This window comes from Gammaproteobacteria bacterium (genome assembly GCA_021647245.1).
In the GTDB taxonomy this organism is placed as follows: domain Bacteria; phylum Pseudomonadota; class Gammaproteobacteria; order RBG-16-57-12; family RBG-16-57-12; genus JAFLJP01.
The window spans coordinates 1-22,223 of sequence record JAKIVC010000020.1 but is presented as its reverse complement, the minus strand read 5'-3'; the positions used below and the strand labels follow the sequence as shown (position 1 = coordinate 22,223).

Genomic DNA, 22,223 nt, shown 5'->3' with positions numbered 1-22,223 from the left:
CAGATGAGACACCTACTTCCCCAGTGGCTAATATGGCTACTGGTCATCACCCCTTACAACGTACTCTACTCAGCCGAACCACCGCCACTACCGCTGGCCCACAAATACCAAAACAGCATCGACATTGAACAATACTGGGTAAGTGAAAAACTTGATGGTGTGCGAGCTTATTGGGACGGAAACGAGTTAATCTCAAAAAATGGCAACCCGTTCCCCGCACCCCAGTGGTTTACCGATGCACTTCCCACGCATAAATTGGATGGTGAGCTATGGATTAGCCGAGGTCAGTTTGAAAAACTGCTCAGCACCGTGCGACAGCGGCCAACCCATCACAAGCTGTGGCGCAAGGTTCGCTACATGGTTTTTGACCTTCCGCTCGCAGGCATCCCCTTCGAACAACGCCTGATCAAACTCAAACAAATTATTGATGCCCACCCAAGCCCCCACCTACAGATGGTCAAACAATACCAACTACCCAGCCATGCCGCGCTGATGAAAAGAGTGGAGCAGGTTGTCACTGCCGGTGGAGAGGGGTTAATGTTACATAAAGGGAGCGCCCACTACAGAGCCGGGAGAAGCAACAACCTGCTTAAAGTGAAAATATATCAGGACGAAGAAGCCACCGTGATCGGACACCAGCCCGGAAAAGGAAAATACCACGGCCTGTTAGGCTCCCTACTGGTTATTAATCGCCATGGCAAAACATTCAAACTAGGTAGCGGCTTGAGTGACCAACAACGCAAAAAACCGCCACCCATCGGCAGCACCGTCACCTACACCTTCACAGGGACAACCATCAATGGCATACCTAAATTTGCCAGTTTTTTGCGTGTTCGTAGTGAGCCTGAACAGTAGAGGCGGTTTATTATTTACACTGACCCCACTGGCTCATCTCCTAAGTCAGACTGCACGCATTCCGTCAGCCCATTGATATCACCACCTTTTAAACCAATTTCTGACAACAAGGAGTCAATCAGCGGAGCTTGCCCTCGATAACGCAAGGCGCTGTTCACCACTTGATCGGCAAGGTTGCCGCTATTGCCGCCGCAGTTGCTTACCCCATCAGCCACCGAATCTGAACCCACATTTAAACCACCGACCTGGATGATTTTGATACCATCAATCTGCTCCATCGGTTTGACACTTTCGCGGATGATATCAGGCAGTTTTTCCAATAATTCGAGTTTAATTTTCATCGCTATTTGTTCGGGAGAGAGCGTGTTTGACGCTTTATTAATGGCCTGTTTACCCGTTGCTTCAACGCTATAACGCTGGATGTCTGCATCGGCACGTAATTTGATGGCCTCTGCTTCACCGACTGCTTCAATGCGTTGTTTTTCGGCCTCGGCATTAGCCAGTATTCGGATCGACTCGGCCTGGTCTTGTGCCGCCTGTTTCTGTGCCTCTGCGGCAAAGGTGATACTAATGGCCTGACGCTCTGCATTTTCCCGTGCTTTGACCAACTCAACTTCTTTAGCTCGTTCGGCAATTTCTGTCTCACGTACGGTCTGAATGATCTCGGACTCTTTCATCGACTTTTGGCGCGCACGATCTGCTTCAGCCTGAGCTTCTGATTGTGATTTGGATTTTTCCGCAACAGCGATGGCTTTGTCCTGCTCTGCCAACTCAACGGTTTTGCGACGTTCGATTTCCGCAGTTTCAATGGCCTTTTCCCGGTTGATGTCTTGCTCCTTAATTTGTCGTTCTTTTACAATGCGCTCTTCTTCGACGATTCGCTCAGCAATAATATTTGCCGTATCAACCTTCTGTTGGGCCGTGATTTCGGCTTCCTGAGCTTCTCGATGTTTGCTTGCCTGCTCGCTGGTGATTTCTGCCGCTTGAGCGGCACGACGCACTTCTACTTCACGTTGCTGTTCAAGCTGCGCGTATTCAACCTCACGCTGTATTTCGAGGCGCTGACGCTCGGCTTGCAAATCTTTTTTTGCGATAGCGACGTTGGTATCCTGTTCAATGTCGTTGCGCACTTTACGGCGTGTTTCAATCTCTTCAGTCAGCCGAGTCAGGCCTTCTGCGTCAAACGCATTGTCTGGATTAAAGAACTCTCTTTTTGTCTGATCGAGTCCCGTGAGCGATACCGACTCCAGCTCCAGGCCATTTTTCAACAGGTCTTCTGAGACAATTTGCTGTACTTTTTGCACAAAATCGACTCGTTGCTCATGCAGTTCTGTCATCGCCATTTCAGCGGCTACAGCACGTAATGCATCGACAAATTCTCCTTCAATCAACTCTTTTAGCTGCGTCGGATTCATGGTGCGCATACCGAGTGTTTGCGCTGCATTCGCAATGGAGTCTTGAGACGGTTTTACGCGAAGATAGAATTCCGCCGTGACATCGACTCGCATACGGTCTCGTGTAATCAATGCGTGCTCACTAGATCGTCGAACTTCCAGGCGTAACGTATTCATATTGACCGGGATAATTTCATGCAATACTGGAATAACCAGTGCGCCGCCGTTGAGTATTACTTTTTGTCCTCCAAAGCCCGTTCTTACAAAAGAAATTTCTTTCGATGCGCGCCTGTACATGCGTGAAAACATCATCCCCAGCAACAGTAGCATGATGAGTATGCTGCCCACGTACCACGCAATAGTCGTTAAATTATCCATCGATGTGACTCCTTATTTTTCGATATACTTTCAAGCTATATCGTGATCAATTAATGCAGGGTTGGTATTTTCAATCGCTTTAAAGATTGCACCCTCTTTACGCACCAACAAAATTGAGTGGCTTGAGGTAAACAATTTTCCTTTGGCATCCGGCTCAACCATCACGTAATGGGTGGTGCCGTGTAGGTCCCTGACTTTCGCCTCAGCTGGCTTATCAACGAATGCGGTGCCCAGTGTAATGGTGGCAATACGCCCTACTAGGCTCTCTTCGGTTACGGCGTCCGTTTCATCCCTCGGTATCATTTTATGCAGCGCGCCACCCAAAACACGGACGATGGGCAAGCTAAGCAGCAAAGCCGGTATTGAGATCAATGCAGCCGGTAATAGCGAGCCCGTCATGCTTTGTGCAAATGACTGTAGCGTTAATCCAATCAAGCCAAAGGCTGTGAGAAAAACCACTAACAACATGAGTAAAGGTACTTGGCCGATACGCAACCAACCCAACGTTCGTGACGAGAATGAAGATGTTTTCACATCAACATTAACACCGGGCAACAACGGGCCTATGGTGCTGAACAGTGCAAAACCGATCAACAGAGCGACACCTTCCAGTACCGTAATACCGATCATCAGCGCTAATGCCACGCTAAAAGGTATATTTCCGGTCTCTGTCAAAAATTCAATCATCAGATTTATCTACTGTCAGCGGGGTTGTTTTTTTTAATGGCCGCAAGTCTTTCTTGTACTCGATTCTTGTGCGCCATCTTGTCCAGCTCTGCCAGTTGTGCGGCATGATGTGAATGTGCAGCAGGCCCGTTTGAAAGGCCCGTGCTACTTTCCATGACGCGACTAAAAGCAGCGCTTGCTTTTTCAACGTTTTTTTCAATGCGGCTCTCTGTTGCCGTCGCTTTGCCCGCCGTTCCAACGGCATCTGCTTGCTGTTGCATGACACGAAACTGCTTGAGTTCAGCCTGCATTTCACGCTTTTTTGCTTGCAATGCTGCGATGTAGCTTTCCAGCTCTTTTTCCTGGGTGCTGCGTTCGGCTATGGTCCCTTCCAGTACTGGAATCTGCGCTTCGATATCCAGCTGGCTAGCAATCGCCACTTCTGCCAGGTCATCACAAGCTTCATTTACCGCAAGTGCTATTTTTTCTGCGAGCGCTGCATGTTTTCGGTGCTCTTCCACGAGGCGGCTGTTTGCCAAGTGTTTGCTCGCAACGGTACGCCCCAGTTCGGCTCGGACTTCATCAATCGCACTGTCAATTTCACGAATGGATTCCTGCATCACGGCTTCAGGCGCTGCATTTTCAACAGCATCTATAAGTGCATTAAGGCTGCCACTGACAATGCGCCCAACACGATTGGCTAATAGTTCTTTCATCACTATCCTTCCTCTTGTTTATAAAATATAAAAATTGAAACTTCGGTAAGGTTGTAGAGAGATTATCTGAGAAAATTAAGGATGGCAGCGTCTATCCGGCCAGTGGCCGCATGTTGCTGTGAGTGGTATTTTTTTGGGGCTGAGGAGAGCAGGCAGTAATCATTTGAGGCAATATTTTACAAAAAAATCGAGTTAATAAGGGTCATCATCCTTATCATCATCTAGAGTGAGCCGTTTGGAGTGGTCTTTTTGCGGCGGCGCGACAGGTGGACCCATGTTTCGCTCAACAAAAGTGTGAATAAGCCAGATACTCCCCCACAGTAGCGCTAAATAGAGGTGGTAACTGACACGATCAAAAGTAAGGTCAAAGACGGATAACAGGCGATAGCTTACGATGTAGACAATATAGGTGACGCCCGCAAGCAGATAGGGCCACCACTGCCGCTCACCAAAGATAAACCAGAACACCACACCAAAATAGACAACACCCATCGCCAAATTCAAGCGATGCATACGTTCGATTTCAATATTAGCCGCCAGCAACAACTCTACCAGCAACAAAATAACTAACAAAATTTTATGGTGACGAAAGTGCACAATAAGTTCCTGATGATGTTTGGGCTTAAAGCGCTCCTGAATAAGGCCTGACTGAATTTCATTTCAGCGTAAAATAATCATCTCTTATTCGGCGCGCTCTTAATGTACAATAGCGCAAATTATCAGCTAGATGAAAGATACCCACGCTATGAGCACTAAAATAAAAATATTATATCTCGCCCTTGCCATACTCGTCGTCTACACCCTGTGGCCCTCTGGCGGCGATAAACAAGAGATAACCCAAGCGGCCATCATCGGTGAGAGTGAGCAGGGCGAAATGACTGTATTTGGCATTGTCTTGGGGAAAACAACCTTGAGTGAGGCAGAAATAATATTAGGAAGTCGCGCTAAGCGGGCTCTTTTCATCATGCCTCCGGAAAAAGATGAACAAGGCAATGACCTAGTCCCCGAACACAATGTTGAGGCCTTCTTCCCCAGCATGCCGGATAACAGCAAAATGTTGCTCGGGCTCTACTCCACAGAACCACAGCTAGAGCAGATTCGCTACAAGGCCCACGGCCCCATCGCGTTTCCCTCTGGCAATATCAAACTGGAAATTGACGATAAACAGCAGTCGATGGTTAACACCATGCCGGTAATTACCTTGACCTCAATTCCACGCGTCAGTCTGGGGCCGGAAGATATCAGCAATAAATTCGGTGAGCCGGCGCTGGTTCATGTGCGCGGGGAGATTGTTCACTTCCTCTACCCCAAGATAGGACTGGATGTCATTCTTGATCGAAGCGGCGAAGCACTGTTGCAGTTTGTAGAGCCCGGAAAATTTTCCCTGGTATTAGACTCTCTAGATATCGATGAAAAAGATCTGGTGAGCGACAACACTCACCCACAAAAACTTAACAACGAGGCACTTTGATGGAAGTACTGCTGGTAAGCGCCTTCACTATTGGCTTGCTAGGCAGCCTTCACTGCATTGGCATGTGCGGTGGCCTGGTAACCGCTATCACGATGAGTCGTGAAAAAGTGTGGTGGCCCGGTCTTATTAGCTATCAGCTGGCACGCGTTAGCAGCTATATGCTATTGGGTGCGATGATTGCAGCCATTGGCATCAACCTGCACGGTGAAAATAATCTGCAATCCACTCAGGTTTGGCTAGGCTATTTTGCCGCTGCAATCATGGTGCTGTTTGCCTTAAACCTGGGTGGCTGGATGCCTGACCCACTCAGCCGCTTCACCGGCACAATAATGCGAGTAACTGGCCTCAGCCGCTGGAGCAAACAGGCGAACGAACAGGACAAGCTTCCCCCCTGGCTAATGGTGGGCATGCTCAACGGTTTGCTACCTTGCGGCCTCGTCTATGCCGGCTTAGCACTTAGCCTAACAGCCAACTCACCACTCGAAGGCGCACTGGTCATGCTGGCATTCGGGGCCGGTACAATCCCCGCCATGCTGTTCACGCCCTATTTAATGCGCACCCTTACACCACAACTACGCGGCACACTCTTAAAAGTGGCCGCGGTTGCGCTGATCATTCTGGCTATCTTCACCGCCAGCCGCAATCTACTTCACGGTGACCATAACCATGCAACGAGCAACACCTCGCAGCCGCATGCTGAGCATGTGATGCCTCAACCTGTAGAACATCCTCACCCGCATCATGGTGACCAGCACCCGGTCGATGCCGCACCTGAAATGAACCACCACCATTGAGTCCTGATTTTGGCGGCTGAACTCACAAAAACACTTAAATAGCCTTGCAACCAGCCCGAATATCCCATCAACTTGTACCAAGATCGCTCAGGAGACTGGTTTCACAGAACAATGACCCAAAAGCCCTGCATCAGTGATGATGGAGGAAATATTCCCTCATGGCAGCAACGGGCAAGTGAAATTGTGTATAATTTACAAATTGTTCGGGCTAAGTGATAAGTGGCGGAGTGTTGGCAAGCTAGCCACGCCATAAAATAGCATTACCCTGAACTTATTGTGTATTATGAATATGAAAAGAGAGAGACCATGCTTATAAAAAAACAGTGGCTTACAATTGCAGTTGCCCTATTGATTGCCGGCCAGACCAATGCTGCTGATATCGCAGCAGGCGAGGCCTTCTCTGCCAACTGCACCTCGTGTCATGGTAACAATGGCATCAGCCCCAGTGCTGAAGTCCCTAATCTGGCAGGGCAGCTCCCTGACTACATTGTCAAGCGAGTCAATTCATTTCGTGATGCTCGACAAGGAGACAGCCTGATGCATGGTCTCGCTAATTTACTTAACAACCCACAGGATATCGAAAATGTTGCCGCCTATTACGGCTCTCTACCCCGGGCACGCTACAGAAGCTCCAATAAATCGCTGATTGAAGCAGGCAAAAAAGTCTATTTTAGTTCTTATAATTGTAGCATGTGTCACGGCAGTGACGGCATGGGAGAGGCACCTACCGAAGGTGCCACATCACCCATGGTTGTAGGGCAGAGCAAACGCTATATTGTGAAGGCGCTGTATGATTTCCGAACCAGTAAACGCACCAGCAATGAAGGTTACATGATGAACCTTATTTTACCCTCCGTTTCAGAAGAGAGTATCGATGCCGTGGCCGAGTACCTCTCCAGCCAGTAGCCACTTCTTTCTCACAAAAAAGCCCCTGCCATTTATTGGCAGGGGCTTTTTAGTCAATGTATACGCAATCCATGACACTATCCCAGCAGCTAACGCTCTTTACTCTCCCCGCCATAGCGTTTCATTAAGCTCCAGACCAGGGCAACAAACTCTTGGCGATTCAGTTGTGGCACACCCAGCAGCACCAGTGAAAAGCGATAATCCCCAACATAAAGCGGCCAAACACCAATGCGACTGGCACCAAAGGCATCAATAGCGCCCCATGCCTGAGTGGTGACACCCAAGCATTTCTCCATCCTTTTTGCATGACGATCCTGCACAGATAACAGGTCAGCCGTCAATGCTGACAACGCCTCTGCGGTGGGATCGTCGACCCCGCTGCGTGCCAATGAGAAGCCATTATCATCCACTAGCAACCCTTTACCTATTGATGAAAGCTGCGGAATGAGTGCCGCCATCTCCTGCCCAATGCCCGCATCATGTATCTCCTTCGCTTCCTTGAGGCCATGAACCCATGACATGGTTTGTGCCTGATGCAATAGGGCGAGCGCCTGCTGCTCATCATCCACCCGCAACCATTCACAGAGTTTGTTTATCTCCGCCTTTGGGCAGGATTGGAAACTTAGAATGTGACGTAAAAGGTCACGGGTATGATCATCTTCTGCACTGGAGACGGCATGAAAAGCACCGGCCGGCGTAGGGTATAAATAGAGGTCATCCGCCAATTGATAATCAGACAAATGTGCTTCCTTGTAATATTAAGATCTGTTTTTAAAATACTCATCAAGCGCCTGCCAAGACGTTGGAACCGCCAATGAGCGCCCTGAAAAGCGATAATAACTAGCCTGAAAGGCATTGACCAGTTGATGCTCACGATAGAGTGCCAATAGTTTTTCGCATGCACTCTGATCACCCGGGTCCGCATCAACACGCTGCTCTAACAGACCACATGCCTGCTCAATATTGCCTGCATCGATGTAGTGCTGAACCAGCACGACACCGTCACCCTGCTGACAAGCAATGCCCGCCTGAGAGACCAAGGGGTAATTTTCAACCCCACCTTGTGATAACCGAGAGTAACTACCATCCGGCAGCTGCTCATCTGCACGCAAGCCGGTTTGTAATCGTTGCATCAAAAACTGTAACTGATCTGCCTGAAGCTTTTCCGACACATGAGTGAGTAGCGAATGCCGAAGGTCATAGCCCCGATCACCCAGCACAATGAAAAGATCAGCCAGTGCACTGAATATTGCAAAAGCATCCCCTCGAGAAAATCGCATCAAAACACGCTGTGTATGTGAACGAAGGTCTCGTGGGTTACGCTCAATGCGTCGCTGTAGGTGCTCAGCATATGCATCATTGGATACTGCTGCAGAGAGTTTTGGGTGAAGCCCCTTACTATCAGGTAGCAAGCTCGCCTCTCCACCCGAAAGACCATTAACGGCTAACGCTGCTCCTTTCGCCGATTGTGTTACTAACTGATAATACTCCATACAAATCAGTTATCCGGTACCGTTTGAACGGGCATCGTCCAACATGCCATCAATCTCGATATTAACCAAGCGCATTAACAACGCCTCTTTGATACCGGATGCTTTATCCACAGCGACAAACATATTACGTTGGTAGCTTTCTGATATTAAAGCCATAACAGCAGCCTGTAACGAATGCAGCGCCTTAATCACCGCTTTTGCTTCATTCTCACCCAAATGCTCAAGTGCATTTGAACTGAGGTAGGTCAAAATCCAACCCCACATACCGGAGACCATCGCATTATTCACTTTACGCTTAATATGCACCAAGCCAACAAATGTCTGCCACTGCCAGTATGCATCATCAAAAGGGCCATTCAAAGTGCGCCTATACCAGTCTCTCAAGGTCTGCTCGCGAGCTGCTCGCTCATTATCAGTAAAAACTGCACGCGTCACACTGTAAGAGTAGACTGCGTTATAAAACCCATCCACAAGGCCATCCTCAAGTGTCAGCAGCACATCCTTATTGCGAATTAATGCTTGAGCATCCTCATCATTAAAACGAACGCACTCGGGTATCTGCTCGATAATTTCATTTGTCATGATTATATTGTCCCGTCACTTTTGTTGTGATTAGCCCAAAACCTTACGTACTTCCTGTGCCGCCGAGCTAGCCTCAAGCCGAACAAGCCCTAGGTTACCTCGTGATGGCGCACGCACTGCCAAAACACTGTTATCTCCTGCAAGATAGATAAGCAGAAGGCCATCACGCCCTTTTACCATCACCTCTTCTGGCTCACCCAAAGTGGCATTTTGTGAAATCCTGTTCCCCAAGCCCGATGCGGCCGCACTCACAGCAGCCACGCGCACGGCATCCTCTTCAGCAAAGTCAGTGGCGATTGAGAGACCCTCATCACTGGCAATCATCACGCCTGAGATATCCGGTACATTCATCCGCAGCTCTTTGGTTATTTTATTTAGCTCATCTTGCTTACTCATTATGCATCCCCGTTGTTGTTACTTGGTTCTGTTGTTTGTTTATAACGACTATCATCCACAGTTCTTAAGCTGTCGCCATCTCGCTCCAGACAAAATGAAGTACCCACTTTATGTTTAAACTTGGTTTTTTTATGATGTGCGGGTGAGGGAAAAGCGGTCACAACCCCTTTTTTAGGCCGACTAGCCAGCGCTTTTTCAGGTACTTTTCGCAGAGCAGAGCGTCGCTTTATCAGCTCAGCCTCTTCACATGCGTTACAAAAATTGATCACCATCGGTAGTGGCACAGAGGTCATTTGAGCCAAACCAATAATATCGATGTTGTGTGAAACCAGATACTTTGCAAGCTTCATGTGCTCCATGCAGTGGGGCACCCGTTTAAAGTCCGGCATACGCTTCAAATGAAGCAGATCATTTGGTGCCAGAGCCTCCATTAAGCGCCCTTCAGAGCCAAAGAGTGCCGCCGTGTAAAACAGTGCCCATAATGGCTGAACAATACAACCGGCCATCACATCATCAAGATCAGCCGATGAAACCTCTTGTACCTTAAACTTATAAGCCGCCATGGAAAATAGCTCCACCTCTCGATCCAAAGGATCAATGGAACCGAACACCCCCCTCTCCGGCGAAATAACCAGTGCGGGAAGCCTCAAATGAGTAACCACAACAGACTGATTTTTATCAACAATTGAATGCAACAGCCCGAGGAGTCGAGTATATTGATAGAAGCGCATGGCAGGGCGGTTAAGCATCTGCATCATCTCCATCGCGGGCTTCTCACGCCGAGGCTTTTGCTGCTCATCAAACAGGCCGCCGCGAGGCAGGTAAGTATGCTGACGAAGAGGGGGGCGATGAAAAGAGGGCCTTTCAGTGGAAGGGGTGAGAAGCTCTTCAGGCTCTAAAACATCGGTATTTTCAACTGTTTCAACTGTTTCAACTGTTTCAACTGTTTCAACTGTTTCAACTGTTTCCACGGCTTCAACAGCTTCAACGGCTTCAACAGCTTCAACAGCTTCAACAGCTTCAACAGCTTCAACGGCTTCAACGGCTTCAACGGCTTCAACCACGAGTGTTTCAGTCGAGTCCTTTTCAGGCAACACCGCTGACTCATCTGCGATATAAACATCATCGAGCACAGGGGGATCGACCAAGCCACCCTCCAGCTCCTCAACCATTGAATCAACTTTTACTTGCGCAACCGGTTCATCTTGCGACATATCCAATACAGCAGGCTTTTCATACGGAATGCGTCGCGCGATAGCAGCCAACGCTTCGACCGTGATCGGAGACGCTCCATCTGGACGTTTAACCAAGTGAAGCTGGCCTTCAAACCCTTGAAGCAAAGTGACCACCGCCCGATAACTGAGAGGCAGGGTGGTGTGGTAGCAAACTGAAGAGTCCTTCAACTCTTCGCTTGAACATTGGATGAAAATAGCCGAAGAGTCTATCGCCACTATTTCATTAATCCACTCATTCGCGACCGGTGTATCGACATTAACAAAAATAACCGACGCAGGCTGTGAATGATGAGCTAACTGCCAGCGACCAATCTCCAGGCCAGCGGCAACATCAAGTGCGGCACGCAGCGCCCCTTGTTCTTTTTCACATAACCCAAGCGCAGCAACTGTTAGCAGCATAGTTTTATTTACTCGATTGTCAGCCAACAGGAAAGCAGCATAGACCTACCTCCCTGTTAGGGCCTAACCAAAAAATATCAAATTCAGTGTCAATTCATCGTATACCAAGCAACCTAGCCATCCTCCCTGATTCCACTAAAAAATACTTTACACATGAATCATGAAGCAATATTTGCTCCAAGCCGATAGATAATGGAAAATAAAAAAACAAACTGCCTTGTATCAACACATCATCGGTTCAACACCGGCTCGGATCATACGCCATGAAGATGACAAAAATGTGGTAATAGATATCAAAACGGCCGATTAACCTCCCATTGCTTCAATCAAGTTGCAACGCCCGCACCCAATAAGTGCAACCTAAAAATAACGTCCACACTCTATTGCCCTGCCTGCCTGTCAATTTCCTGACGAAATAACCGCCATAAAAACCTAGCTATTATACGAAATTGGATAAAAAACCAGATACAGCCCACAGGCATTCGGGTTGCCACACAATATCTTGAGAAAAAACCGACTATCTTGCATCATAAATGGGCACACCCGCAGTATGCAGAGCCCTCTGCATGGCTCGTGTTGCATCCATAATCATACGAATAGCAACGGGGTACTCACCCTCAGCACTTTTATCCAAGGCTTTTTGTGCCATCGCTCCGCCTTGCGCTCTATATTGAGTAATCTCTGCCAGGGTTTTAGCATCCGGCTGCATCTGTCTAATGGCAATGGGAATCAGCTCTTCATAGCCTAAATAGCGGCGGTGCTCATAAATAAACTCAAGCTTCGGTGTGCTGATATCCAGCTTTACGACAATATCATGACCATCCAGGGTGTCTCGCAGCGCCGCTGTTATTAGCGTACGCACACGCTCAGCTATTTCGGTCGCGGCCACATAGCGCTGTTTCGATGCTAAAGCTGCCGCCTCAGATAACAACCACTCTACTAGCTCTTTATCAAAGCCAATCACAGGTTGAGCGTCTACACTTTTTTGTCGTAAATGAGCCTTTTTAAAGGCATTGATCGATACGATAACTTGCTGGTACTGCTCCCGATCAATCTCATGCTGTGGTCGACCCAACTCGATTACTGATACCGCCGGATAGGCCACAACACCTATCCGCTTGTGATCCAGCAAGCTTTTTATCGCGACAGCGATATGCTCCTGCGCGGTTTTCATCAGGATGGATGCCTCACCGAATCTCCCCTGCTGAACATACACTTCGGCCTCATGCATCAACAGATCGACCTCTTCCTGATTGTAACGATACGGACTGTTTGCTGCGGCTTGCGGAGCAAGCTCGTCATAATGGCGTTGATATGCCGTAGTAAAGAGAGGGATTCCCTCTTTCAATGAAAGGTAACGTCTTTTTTCGCGGAGCTGCAATGGCTGCTCGCTCGAAAGCTGTTTCAGCAACAAGAGTGACTCATTAAGCTGCAACATAGCCTGCTCAATATCACCCTCATCACGTGAAATTCTAGCCACATTGAGCAGACGCTCCGCCTCTTGATGAGTATCGCTGCCAACAACTGCTGGCAGGTGGCGATCAATCAGCCCAAACAGCATGACGGCATAAGCGTGACGTTGCTGGTACATCAATGAAGAGTGCTCCTTCATAACAACATCATTCGCAGCCGCGCTTGATGCGGTGGCGGGGGTAGAGAGCAGCGCCCCACAGAAGAGCGACACCACACATAGCCTGAAAAGAGGTTTCACCATCACACCTCTGAGGATACCCGCCGACCAACAGCCCAGCGTCTTAATGCACCTCAACTTTAAAGGTAGCAGCCAAAACCTTAAACCACAAAAAAATAATACGGCACGTTATCGCAGAAATATCACAGCATAACATGCCAGAAAAACCATCATTGGTATCCAGGCAAGCAAACGCTCAGGTGCTTTCAACTCATGCCAGCGAAACACTGAAAAACCGGCCACACCGAGCCAGACAGGCCATGAGTACATGCCTAGCATAGCCATTTTCTCTGTCAGCTTACGCAGCATTTCAGGATCATGCGACTCGACGGGAACAGCCAGTATTACCGACATATACTGCCACATTCCAATCATCGGGATGAGGGCGATAACAAGCCCAATATACAGAATAACTCGTGGACTCATACTAACCTCTAATGTTCACGTGTAGATAAGAAACGAATATCTGGCCACCGTTCAATCGTCAACTGAAGGTTAACGCGAGTGGGGGCAACATAGGCAAGGTCCCCGCCCCCATCAATGGCAAGATTATCAGCCGCTTTGCGCTTGAACTCTTCAAGTGTTTTTTCATCATCACACTCGACCCAACGCACAGTGGCCACATTAACAGGTTCAAACAAACATTCAACGTTATACTCATCCTTAAGTCGATGTGCAACCACATCAAACTGGAGAACCCCGATAGCACCCACAATAAGATCATTATTATTCATCGGCTTAAAGAGTTGAGAGGCTCCCTCTTCGCACAATTGATCCAACCCTTTTACCAGTGCTTTTTGGCGTAGCGGATCTTTCAGGCGGGCGCGACGAAAAAGCTCGGGAGCAAAGTGGGGAATACCGGTGAATTTCAAATCTTCGCCGAGTGTAAAGGTATCTCCAATCTGAATAGTACCGTGGTTATGTAAGCCAATAATATCACCCGCACATGCGGTTATCGCATGCTCTCTCTGGCCCGCCATAAAAGTGATCGCATTGGGAATCTTTACATCGCGGCCAATCCGCACATGTCGCATCTTCATCCCTTGGCGAAACTCACCCGAACAGATTCGCATAAATGCAATTCTATCCCGGTGCTGTGGATCCATATTGGCCTGAATTTTAAATATAAAACCGCTAAACGCCTCATCAGTGGCGGGAACCACGCGACTATTTGTAGGACGGGGGAGCGGTGCCGGCGCATATTCAGCAAAAGCATCCAGCAGCTCCTTCACACCAAAGTTATTGATTGCTGAACCAAAAAACACCGGGCTTAGCTCACCACTCAAATAGGCATCCAGGTCAAACGCATGACTTGCGCCTCGCACCAGCTCCACCTCTTCACGAAAATCAACAACCATCTGACCAAAAAGCTCATCAAGCCGAGGGTTATCCAGCCCATGAATCACCTCACCCTCTTGTATTTTACCCCCATGGGTCGAGCTAAAAAGGTGGATCGCATTAGTCACCAGGTTAAACACCCCCTTAAACTCTTTACCCATACCAATTGGCCAGGTAATTGGTGCACACTGGATTTTCAATACCTCTTCAACCTCATCCAGAAGGTCAATGGGATCGCGCCCTTCACGATCCAGCTTATTGATGAAAGTGATGATCGGCGTATCGCGTAATCGGCAAACCTCCATCAACTTGACCGTGCGATTCTCAACACCTTTGGCACAATCGATCACCATCAACGCAGAATCCACAGCCGTCAGAGTCCGATAAGTATCTTCAGAAAAATCCTCATGACCCGGGGTATCGAGCAGATTCATAATCCGATCGTTGTGCACAAACTGCATCACAGATGTCGTAACAGAAATACCGCGCTGCTGCTCAAGCGCCATCCAGTCAGACGTCGCATGTCGCGCCGCCTTCCGTCCTTTAACACTACCCGCCAACTGAATAGCACCCCCAAACAACAACAACTTTTCTGTTAGTGTTGTTTTACCCGCATCTGGGTGAGAGATGATAGCAAACGTGCGTCTTCTCTTGATTTCATTAATAAAATTGCTATCTGCCATGCCCTAAAAACCTTAGTTTGTACCCAAACTTGTAGCCATTGTTAAAAATACCTTTTCGAACAAATGGAATACTCGAAAAGCACGTTATTTTACCTGATCAAAAATCTTACGCACCAACAAACTCAAATAGCTTGTCAAAATCATGTTTGTCGGCGGCTCTGAGTGCCGCAATATATTGATCACGGCGCTCATTCATTGCTGCTAATTTGTAGCCCCCCGCCCAATCAATCGCAGGTGCGTCCATGAGCTTGGTGAGTATTGCATCTGCCATTATGCGTGCATGGCGACCATTTCCATTTGGAAATGGGTGGGTCGATACCAGCTTGTGATGAAAGCGTGCAGCAAGCTCTATTGGTGGACAGGTCTCATGCTCTATCCAGTAGCGCGTATCACCTAATAGCTGTCGCAACTGAATTGCGATCTGGGTCGGATCAACACCGATGTTCCTTTCCGTTTTACGAAATGTGCCTGCCCATTTCCACATTTGCCCAAATAACCGTTTGTGCAAATCTCGCGCAAATCCTTCGCTCAATATATCTGGGTTCTTTTGCTTTTTAAGCCACTGCATGCCTTCAACAATATTGGCTTGCTCCAACTGATCAAGTTCGCCTCTGGTTGTAATGTGCTTAAAACGAAGCCCTTCCTTTTCATCAGGATCGAGGGGTGTTGCGCCATCTGTTTCAACTAACTCATTACTCATCCCATAAATCAGAAGGCATCTTCTCGATGATCTCAGAAGCAAGACGATCCACTTCAAAGGTAAGCTGCTCATCGCTGAGCGCTTGCGCTTCAAGCGCCATCTGTGTGGATGCCGCTTTGATCTGTTCTTTTGCCTTAAATACGGCCCGATCCCTGATCACGCTTTCAATTTCTTTTTCAGGAATGACCGCATACACAAAGCGGCAATCCATGGCTTGCGCCATGCTTTGCATACTTTTAAGCGTGGCACTGCCTGTTAGCTCAGCAGACTCCGCTTGTGAAACCCGCCCCTTGGTAACACCAAGGCGGTTTGCCAATTGCGAGCCTGACATGCCAAGCGCTTTGCGAACTGTTTTAAGCCACCCTTCAGAAGAGGGCATGGCATAGTCACCAAACTGCTTTAAAGCTTGGTTCACCTTGTTTTGATATTGCTTTAAAACAACCGCTTCGATGCCCATCGGATGACCTTAATCTATAATTTAAACCATCATTAGTTTAGTTAAATCTATACTTAAAAAATATAAGTCAATATAAAGCTAAACTAAAAACGCAGTAAAGTTTAGCTATATGTTGATTTCCCTCATTCGCTTTCGGGCGTAGTTTACCCGAAAGCGCGATTTTTTGGCGCTCTTTAAAGAAGCAATGCAACCTTTGATTGCTGGATTTTGAATTAGCTCATACGCCAGTCTTGAGCTCTCCTAATTACCCATAATTATCAGCCCGCTGTAGAAGCCTGTTTGGCATAGGCACTGTTCTCGCTGCAATACAACCAAACCTTGGTAGCATGCCCTCTAGCTTAAGACGACGATTAAAGCGATAACAGAACTCGGCTAAATAAAGAGATTGCGCCATCCGGCTCATTTCAACCACTACTTTCCCATGCGCTGTGTAACCCAAGTAGCAGATGAACATTAAGATAAGAGAATAAGATCAGCAGAGGTCATACATTGAAACAGGCAGGATGACTATGAGTGATATTTCCAAAAAAACACCAAGCGAGAGAAATATCATACTGTAACGCCTCCTACCGACTACCCGAGCACACTATAAGATAATGGATATGCTAACGAAAAAAAATAGCTCGGCAGCGGTAGCGTCAACAAAAAAGATGGGGCTGTGGCAGGTCGTCGCACTGGCAGTGGGCACTATGGTAGGTGCCAGCATATTTTCAATATTTGGACTCGGTGCACGCCTGGCCGGGCCTAATCTGCCGCTGGTATTTTTTCTTTCTGGCATGATAGCCCTGTTGGTGGCCTACTCTTACGCCACGCTGGGCAGTCGCATTATCTCCGATGCGGGGCCCATCGAATTCATCCTCAAGGGTATCGGTGATGGTCTGCTGACCGGGGCTCTGAGTTTTCTATTCTGGTTCACCTATGTGATCTCTATTGCCCTGTTCGCCAAAGGTTTTGCCAGCTATTTTTTACCCTTATTGCACCTCCAACCTTCACCTCTGGCAAGTGACATTACTGAGGCGAGCATCGTGCTTCTCTTTCTGGCACTAGGCGTTCTGGGCTCTTCTGCTGTGGGCAAGGCTGAGCTGATTATTGTTGTCATCAAGCTCTCCATCCTGGCTCTGTTTGTGGTGCTGGGCGTAAGCAGCATCAAGCCGTATCTCGTCACACCGTCCTTTACACCTTCTGAAATCACTGGAAGCATCAATGCAATCGCCCTGTTTTTCCTCTCTTACATGGGCTTTGGGCTGGTTACTAATGCCTCTGAACATATGCAAAATCCAGAGAAGAATGTTCCTCGCGCCATCTACCTCAGTATATTTATCGTTAGCATTGTTTATATCCTGGTATCGCTGGTAGCAGTAGGAAACCTGGCACCGGCTGACCTGATCAAGGCACAGGACAATGCCCTGGCTGTTGCCGCTGAACCCTTTCTGGGACAGACCGGATTTTTGTTGATTTCTCTCGGTGCACTGTTCTCCATTGCATCAGCGCTCAATGCCACCTTGTTCGGGGGTGCCAATGTGGCCTATGCCTTAGCAAAGCGGGGGGAACTGCCGCGGCAGTTCAATCGAAAACTGTGGTTTAATTCCAGTGAAGGGCTCTACTTTACTGCTGCCTTGGGGATTATTTTTGCACTCACTTTCAATCTCAATGGTATCGCCTCAATCACCAGTGGCGTTTTCATGGTCATCTACCTCTTTGTGCTTTACGCCCACTGGCGGTTGAAGAGTCAATATGGTGGGAATGCAGCAATTATTGCCTTGGGTTTTATCGTTGTTTCCGCAGTGTTTCTCTTGTTACTGGCTTATCAATGGCACACCAACCGCAGCAGTTTTTATGGCACCTTTATTGTTCTCGGCGGCAGTGTACTGGTGGAGTTGATCTATTGTGGGCTGACCCGGCGTAAATTCATACAACGAGAGCTATCCCTGCTACGAAAGGGTGAGGATTATCTTCACGATGAGCTGAATGAACTATTGCTCCACAAGAGACGGAATAACACCTGACCGAGAGTTCGCACTCTCAGATGGAGGAGATCAGTAATGACAGAACCCACGCAAGCCGCTGATAGAACACCCCCCGTGCAGGGCCTTAGTAGTGGCGAGGCGGCCCAACGCCTCACGCAGTATGGGCCCAATGCCCTGGAAGAGAAGAAAGTCTCCACCCTACGGCGCCTGCTGGGTTATTTCTGGGGCCCCATCCCATGGATGATCGAGGTGGCAGCCGTGCTCTCTGCACTGGTTCAGCACTGGGCTGATTTCTGGATCATCATCACCCTGCTCATTTTCAATGCTGCGGTTGGCTTCTGGCAGGAGTACACCGCAGGCAATGCGATAGCAGCGTTGATGAAGCAGCTGGCCCTCAAGGCTCGGGTGCTGCGCGACAGTCAGTGGCAGGAGATCGATGCCAAGCAACTGGTACCAGGCGATATCGTGCGCATCCGCCTAGGTGATGTCGTTCCTGCTGATGTCAAGCTGGTGGACGGTGATTACCTCAGCATCGACCAGTCGGCGCTCACCGGCGAGTCCCTACCGGTCACCAAGCGTACCGGTGACGAAGCCTTCTCCGGCACTGCGGTCAAACAGGGTGAGGTGCTGGCCGAAGTGACAGCCACCGGAGCCGACACCCGCTTCGGCAAGACGGCCAGTCTGGTGCAACAGGCCACGACCACCTCCCATTTCCAAAAAGCTGTACTCACCATTGGCGACTATCTGATCTACCTCAGTCTGGCGCTGGTGGCACTGCTGATTATCGTTGAACTTCACCGTGGCACAGACTGGCTGGAGCTGGTTCAATTTGCGCTGATCCTTACCGTCGCCTCAATTCCTGTCGCCATGCCGGCAGTACTCTCTATGACCATGGCCATGGGTGCCATGGCGCTATCGAAACGCAAGGCCATCGTCACCCGCCTAGAGTCCATCGAGGAGATGGCCAGCATGGATGTACTGTGCTCAGACAAGACCGGCACCTTGACGCAAAATCGCCTCACCCTGGGTGAGGTCGAGATCTTTCACGCCGAGAATGGACAAGAGGTGCTGCTGGCTGCAGCACTGGCCTCTCGTGAAGAGAATCAGGATGCTATCGATGAGGCCGTATTGGAAGGCCTGGTGAACAAGGAACGCCTCGCAGCCTTTCGCCAGACGGCCTTCGTGCCTTTTGACCCAGTACACAAACGTACTGAGGCGACAATCCAGAGTGCTGATGGCAGCACCTTTCAGGTGGTCAAGGGTGCACCGCAGGTCATCATGGCGATGGCCGGGCTATCGGATGAGATGCAGGTTCGTGCCCAACAGGTCGTCGCTGACTTTGCTGAACAGGGCTACCGCGCCCTCGGTGTGGCACGCCGAGACGGCGGTGCCGCAGGCTGGACCTTTCTCGGCATCCTCTCACTTTTCGACCCCCCTCGTACGGACTCCACCGAAACCATCGCCAGCATCCGCGCCTACGGCATTAGCATGAAGATGGTCACCGGCGACAATCTTGCCATTGCCAAGCAGGTCGCCGCTAAACTTGGATTGGGCAGCAATATCCTGTGCGCTGATGCACTGCCTGTCGCCAATGATCACCACGATCAAAAAACCAGTGTCGAGGCCGTCGAAAAAGCCGATGGTTTTGCCGAGGTGTTCCCTGAGCACAAATTCGCCATCGTCAAGATTCTGCAAAAACACGATCACATCACCGGCATGACCGGCGACGGTGTCAACGATGCCCCCGCACTCAAGCAAGCCGATGTCGGGATCGCCGTCAGTGGTGCCACCGATGCCGCACGCGCAGCGGCCGACCTAGTGCTCACCGCACCCGGACTATCGGTAATCGTCAACGCCATCGAGGAGGCTCGGCGTATCTTTGAACGCATGAATGCCTACGCCATCTACCGCATCAGCGAAACCATCCGCATTATGTTCTTCGTCGTGCTGGCCATGGTCTTTTTCGGCTTCTACCCCATCACTGCAGTGATGATCATCCTACTGGCCTTTTTTAACGATCTACCCATCATGACCATCGCCTACGACCACACCAATTTGGAAAAAGACCCCGTGCGTTGGAATATGCGCCAGGTGATTACCGTGGCCACTGCTATGGGCATCGTCGGTGTCATTGGTAGTTTTGGCATGCTGCTGATTGCCATGGACTGGATGCTTTTGGATGTGACACAGATCCAGACGTATGTATTTCTGAAGATGGCCGTGGCCGGACATCTGGTGCTGTTCGTTGCGCGCAGTAAAGGACACTTCTGGCAACACCCTTGGCCAGCACCCATTATGATTTGGTCAGCACTCATCACCAAGCTAGCCGCCACCCTGCTGGCCGCCTACGGCTTCGGACTCATCACCCCCATCACCTGGCCAGAGATTGCCCTCATCTGGGGCTATTCCATCGCCTCGGCCCTGCTCACCGACTGGGTCAAGGTACAGGTCTACCGCCACATGTCACAAGAGACTCAGCGTCATCGCGGCTTTCTGATTCGCCTACAACAATCACTGCATGCCCCTTGGCGCAGAAAATAAGGAGAGTACCCATGTCTACCTCACTCGTTACTTCACTGCCGACCATGCTGCTCGCCACACGCGTGCTCTTTGCCGCACAGCCAGCCAGCGCCGATGACCGTGCTTTGTTACTCGAACTCATCGACCGCTACAACCCAGCGCTCTTTCGAGAACACCCCCTGTGAAACCAACACTCTGCGTGATTTTTTGTGCAAACTGACAAAGCACCCAAGCCAGACAATCGTATGACTGAATCTACTTTCGTCATTCCAAAACAACTCTTCTGCGGTGATCGACGCCTGCTCATCGCCTTGGTGGGTGGCAGCCCGACTCCACCAGCGGAGTAGTCGCCCGTGCAGTGGTCGACGGACTGGTGGGCTTGATGGGTATCGTCATCCCCTACATGCTGCCGCTGGTACTGTTATTAGAAGTTCTGGAACAGAGCGGCATCATGCACCGCATCGCCTTTGTGGTGGATCGCGACTTTCACCGCCTCGGACTGCATAGCGGGGTGGCCGTGCCGTTTCTGCTCGGTCTAGGTCGCAATGTGCCTGCCATCACCAGCGTAGCGCAAACCACCCATGGGCGTGAGCATGTACTCGCCTCGGCACTGATCACCTTCGTCCCCTGCTCGGCGTGCTCAGCCATCATTTTGGTATAGACAGGCAAATACCTCGGTGGGCTGGGTGTCTTTGCCATCTTTCCCTAACCCCCAGATAGAAACGCGAGATGATGTGTAAGCGTTTGGCTTCACAGTGAAACTACAAATATTAGTCGCACCCGCAGGTTCGGCGGCTATTTTTTGTTTTGCTGTGGAGTCAAGAGCTTGTGCAGCATACGTGTTTCTATCTGGGGATCGATGTTTGTCAAGGTAGTTGTCCAGCGCTCTGCTGATTCCCCTCTAATTCCAGGCTCTTTTTTACCCTAATTTTCTGGATTCAACCACACTTCACTGACGGCGGCACTCTTCTCGGTCATGCTCTCCGTAGTTACAGCATTGCTAATCAGTGGCTTGGTGCGCTGGCCACTGGAGCTTGCTCAATGGTTGTTCTGGAGCGAGCTTGTTTTGGTGCTTGCGAAATATCCAGCAGCGAGTTTCAGGAAATCCATTAATTGCGCAGCGGCCAACAAGCCCGCACGGGAAGTGAGCAAATCGTTTGTTGTATCAAGTTTGTAGGGGAGAAGCATCATAAGCCATGAGCTGTGTACCCATTGGGTGATGGTGGCTTTTGTCATTAACCATTATACAGCTAAGGCTTTCTGCGATTTAAAGGTTTCTATCGGGGGATCGGGGGGATACACTCTATTTTTTACGCACGAAGTTTAATGTTTCTCCTAAATCCTGCAAGTAGATAACAGCAATGAAAGAAAATGGTAAACTCATCAATCAGTTAATTGCATTTAACCACAACCGATGAGTCACCATTTTCATGAGTAAGCATACCAGAAACCCCCCCCAGCAAGGCACGCACAAAGCCAGCAAAAATTCATTTTCAGAAAACAGGGAAAAACATGACCAGTAAAGCTGGATTGATTCCTGTCATCAAATTTCTGGATAAACTTGGATTTAATTCACTCTTTCA

22 protein-coding genes and 1 pseudogene are annotated in these 22,223 nt (G+C 49.3%); 8 read left to right on the top strand and 15 right to left on the bottom strand.

Annotated elements, in window-relative coordinates; translation table 11 throughout:
* Positions 1-3: 3 nt before the first annotated feature.
* A complete protein-coding gene (locus tag L3J94_07195) occupies positions 4-855 on the top strand; it encodes a DNA ligase (protein ID MCF6218527.1) in 852 nt (283 codons plus the stop codon).
* A 14-nt stretch (positions 856-869) separates the two neighbouring features.
* Here the strand turns inward: L3J94_07195 and L3J94_07190 are convergent, their stop codons facing one another.
* From L3J94_07190 to L3J94_07175, 4 genes are all read right to left on the bottom strand, one after another.
* On the bottom strand, positions 870-2,627 hold the full coding sequence (locus tag L3J94_07190; GenBank protein MCF6218526.1) for a flotillin family protein: 1,758 nt from the start codon (positions 2,625-2,627) through the stop codon (positions 870-872).
* Between the two features lie 30 nt (positions 2,628-2,657).
* Complete coding sequence (locus L3J94_07185; protein ID MCF6218525.1) at positions 2,658-3,314, bottom strand: YqiJ family protein; 657 nt, start codon at positions 3,312-3,314, stop codon at positions 2,658-2,660.
* A 5-nt stretch (positions 3,315-3,319) separates the two neighbouring features.
* Positions 3,320-4,009: a PspA/IM30 family protein gene (locus tag L3J94_07180; GenBank protein MCF6218524.1), complete on the bottom strand. Its 690-nt coding sequence runs from the start codon at positions 4,007-4,009 to the stop codon at positions 3,320-3,322.
* 192 nt (positions 4,010-4,201) lie between these two features.
* Positions 4,202-4,606: a hypothetical protein gene (locus L3J94_07175; protein MCF6218523.1), complete on the bottom strand. Its 405-nt coding sequence runs from the start codon at positions 4,604-4,606 to the stop codon at positions 4,202-4,204.
* A 148-nt stretch (positions 4,607-4,754) separates the two neighbouring features.
* On the opposite strand from L3J94_07175, the gene L3J94_07170 reads away from it, so the two are divergent.
* From L3J94_07170 to L3J94_07160, 3 genes are all read left to right on the top strand, one after another.
* A complete protein-coding gene (locus L3J94_07170; GenBank protein MCF6218522.1) occupies positions 4,755-5,480 on the top strand; it encodes a hypothetical protein in 726 nt (241 codons plus the stop codon).
* On the top strand, positions 5,480-6,274 hold the full coding sequence (locus L3J94_07165; GenBank protein ID MCF6218521.1) for a sulfite exporter TauE/SafE family protein: 795 nt from the start codon (positions 5,480-5,482) through the stop codon (positions 6,272-6,274). Before L3J94_07170 ends, L3J94_07165 begins: the two co-directional genes overlap by 1 nt.
* Positions 6,275-6,580: 306 nt before the next feature.
* Positions 6,581-7,180, top strand: coding sequence for a c-type cytochrome (locus L3J94_07160; GenBank protein ID MCF6218520.1), 600 nt, complete (start codon positions 6,581-6,583; stop codon positions 7,178-7,180).
* 89 nt (positions 7,181-7,269) lie between these two features.
* Here the strand turns inward: L3J94_07160 and L3J94_07155 are convergent, their stop codons facing one another.
* From L3J94_07155 to L3J94_07105, 11 genes and pseudogenes are all read right to left on the bottom strand, one after another.
* On the bottom strand, positions 7,270-7,920 hold the full coding sequence (locus tag L3J94_07155; protein MCF6218519.1) for a roadblock/LC7 domain-containing protein: 651 nt from the start codon (positions 7,918-7,920) through the stop codon (positions 7,270-7,272).
* An 18-nt stretch (positions 7,921-7,938) separates the two neighbouring features.
* Positions 7,939-8,673, bottom strand: coding sequence for a hypothetical protein (locus tag L3J94_07150; protein MCF6218518.1), 735 nt, complete (start codon positions 8,671-8,673; stop codon positions 7,939-7,941).
* A 9-nt stretch (positions 8,674-8,682) separates the two neighbouring features.
* Positions 8,683-9,255, bottom strand: coding sequence for a protoglobin domain-containing protein (locus L3J94_07145; protein MCF6218517.1), 573 nt, complete (start codon positions 9,253-9,255; stop codon positions 8,683-8,685).
* Between the two features lie 30 nt (positions 9,256-9,285).
* A complete protein-coding gene (locus L3J94_07140; GenBank protein ID MCF6218516.1) occupies positions 9,286-9,651 on the bottom strand; it encodes a roadblock/LC7 domain-containing protein in 366 nt (121 codons plus the stop codon).
* Positions 9,651-11,285 carry a hypothetical protein gene (locus tag L3J94_07135; GenBank protein ID MCF6218515.1) on the bottom strand — a complete coding sequence of 545 codons (1,635 nt, stop codon included), beginning with the start codon at positions 11,283-11,285 and terminating at the stop codon, positions 9,651-9,653. The genes L3J94_07140 and L3J94_07135 overlap by 1 nt, the downstream gene beginning before the upstream one ends.
* Positions 11,286-11,802: 517 nt before the next feature.
* Positions 11,803-12,969 (bottom strand): hypothetical protein, encoded by a 1,167-nt coding sequence (locus tag L3J94_07130; protein MCF6218514.1) that lies wholly within the window; start codon positions 12,967-12,969, stop codon positions 11,803-11,805.
* A gap of 135 nt (positions 12,970-13,104) precedes the next feature.
* Entirely contained in the window at positions 13,105-13,401 is a 297-nt protein-coding gene (locus L3J94_07125) for a hypothetical protein (protein MCF6218513.1), read from the bottom strand.
* A gap of 8 nt (positions 13,402-13,409) precedes the next feature.
* Positions 13,410-14,996: a peptide chain release factor 3 gene (locus L3J94_07120; GenBank protein ID MCF6218512.1), complete on the bottom strand. Its 1,587-nt coding sequence runs from the start codon at positions 14,994-14,996 to the stop codon at positions 13,410-13,412.
* Between the two features lie 106 nt (positions 14,997-15,102).
* Positions 15,103-15,696 (bottom strand): mobile mystery protein B, encoded by a 594-nt coding sequence (locus L3J94_07115; GenBank protein MCF6218511.1) that lies wholly within the window; start codon positions 15,694-15,696, stop codon positions 15,103-15,105.
* Positions 15,689-16,153: a mobile mystery protein A gene (locus tag L3J94_07110; protein MCF6218510.1), complete on the bottom strand. Its 465-nt coding sequence runs from the start codon at positions 16,151-16,153 to the stop codon at positions 15,689-15,691. The genes L3J94_07115 and L3J94_07110 overlap by 8 nt, the downstream gene beginning before the upstream one ends.
* A gap of 244 nt (positions 16,154-16,397) precedes the next feature.
* Positions 16,398-16,532, bottom strand: a pseudogene (locus L3J94_07105) (IS1595 family transposase).
* Positions 16,533-16,755: 223 nt separating this feature from the next.
* Here L3J94_07105 and L3J94_07100 point away from each other — a divergent pair.
* The 4 genes from L3J94_07100 (at position 16,756) to L3J94_07085 (ending at position 21,301) form a co-directional block, all read left to right on the top strand.
* Positions 16,756-18,159, top strand: coding sequence for an APC family permease (locus L3J94_07100; GenBank protein MCF6218509.1), 1,404 nt, complete (start codon positions 16,756-16,758; stop codon positions 18,157-18,159).
* A gap of 36 nt (positions 18,160-18,195) precedes the next feature.
* On the top strand, positions 18,196-20,661 hold the full coding sequence (locus L3J94_07095; protein MCF6218508.1) for a plasma-membrane proton-efflux P-type ATPase: 2,466 nt from the start codon (positions 18,196-18,198) through the stop codon (positions 20,659-20,661).
* Between the two features lie 11 nt (positions 20,662-20,672).
* Complete coding sequence (locus tag L3J94_07090) at positions 20,673-20,825, top strand: hypothetical protein (protein MCF6218507.1); 153 nt, start codon at positions 20,673-20,675, stop codon at positions 20,823-20,825.
* 173 nt (positions 20,826-20,998) lie between these two features.
* Entirely contained in the window at positions 20,999-21,301 is a 303-nt protein-coding gene (locus L3J94_07085) for a hypothetical protein (protein MCF6218506.1), read from the top strand.
* Positions 21,302-22,223 lie beyond the last annotated feature (922 nt).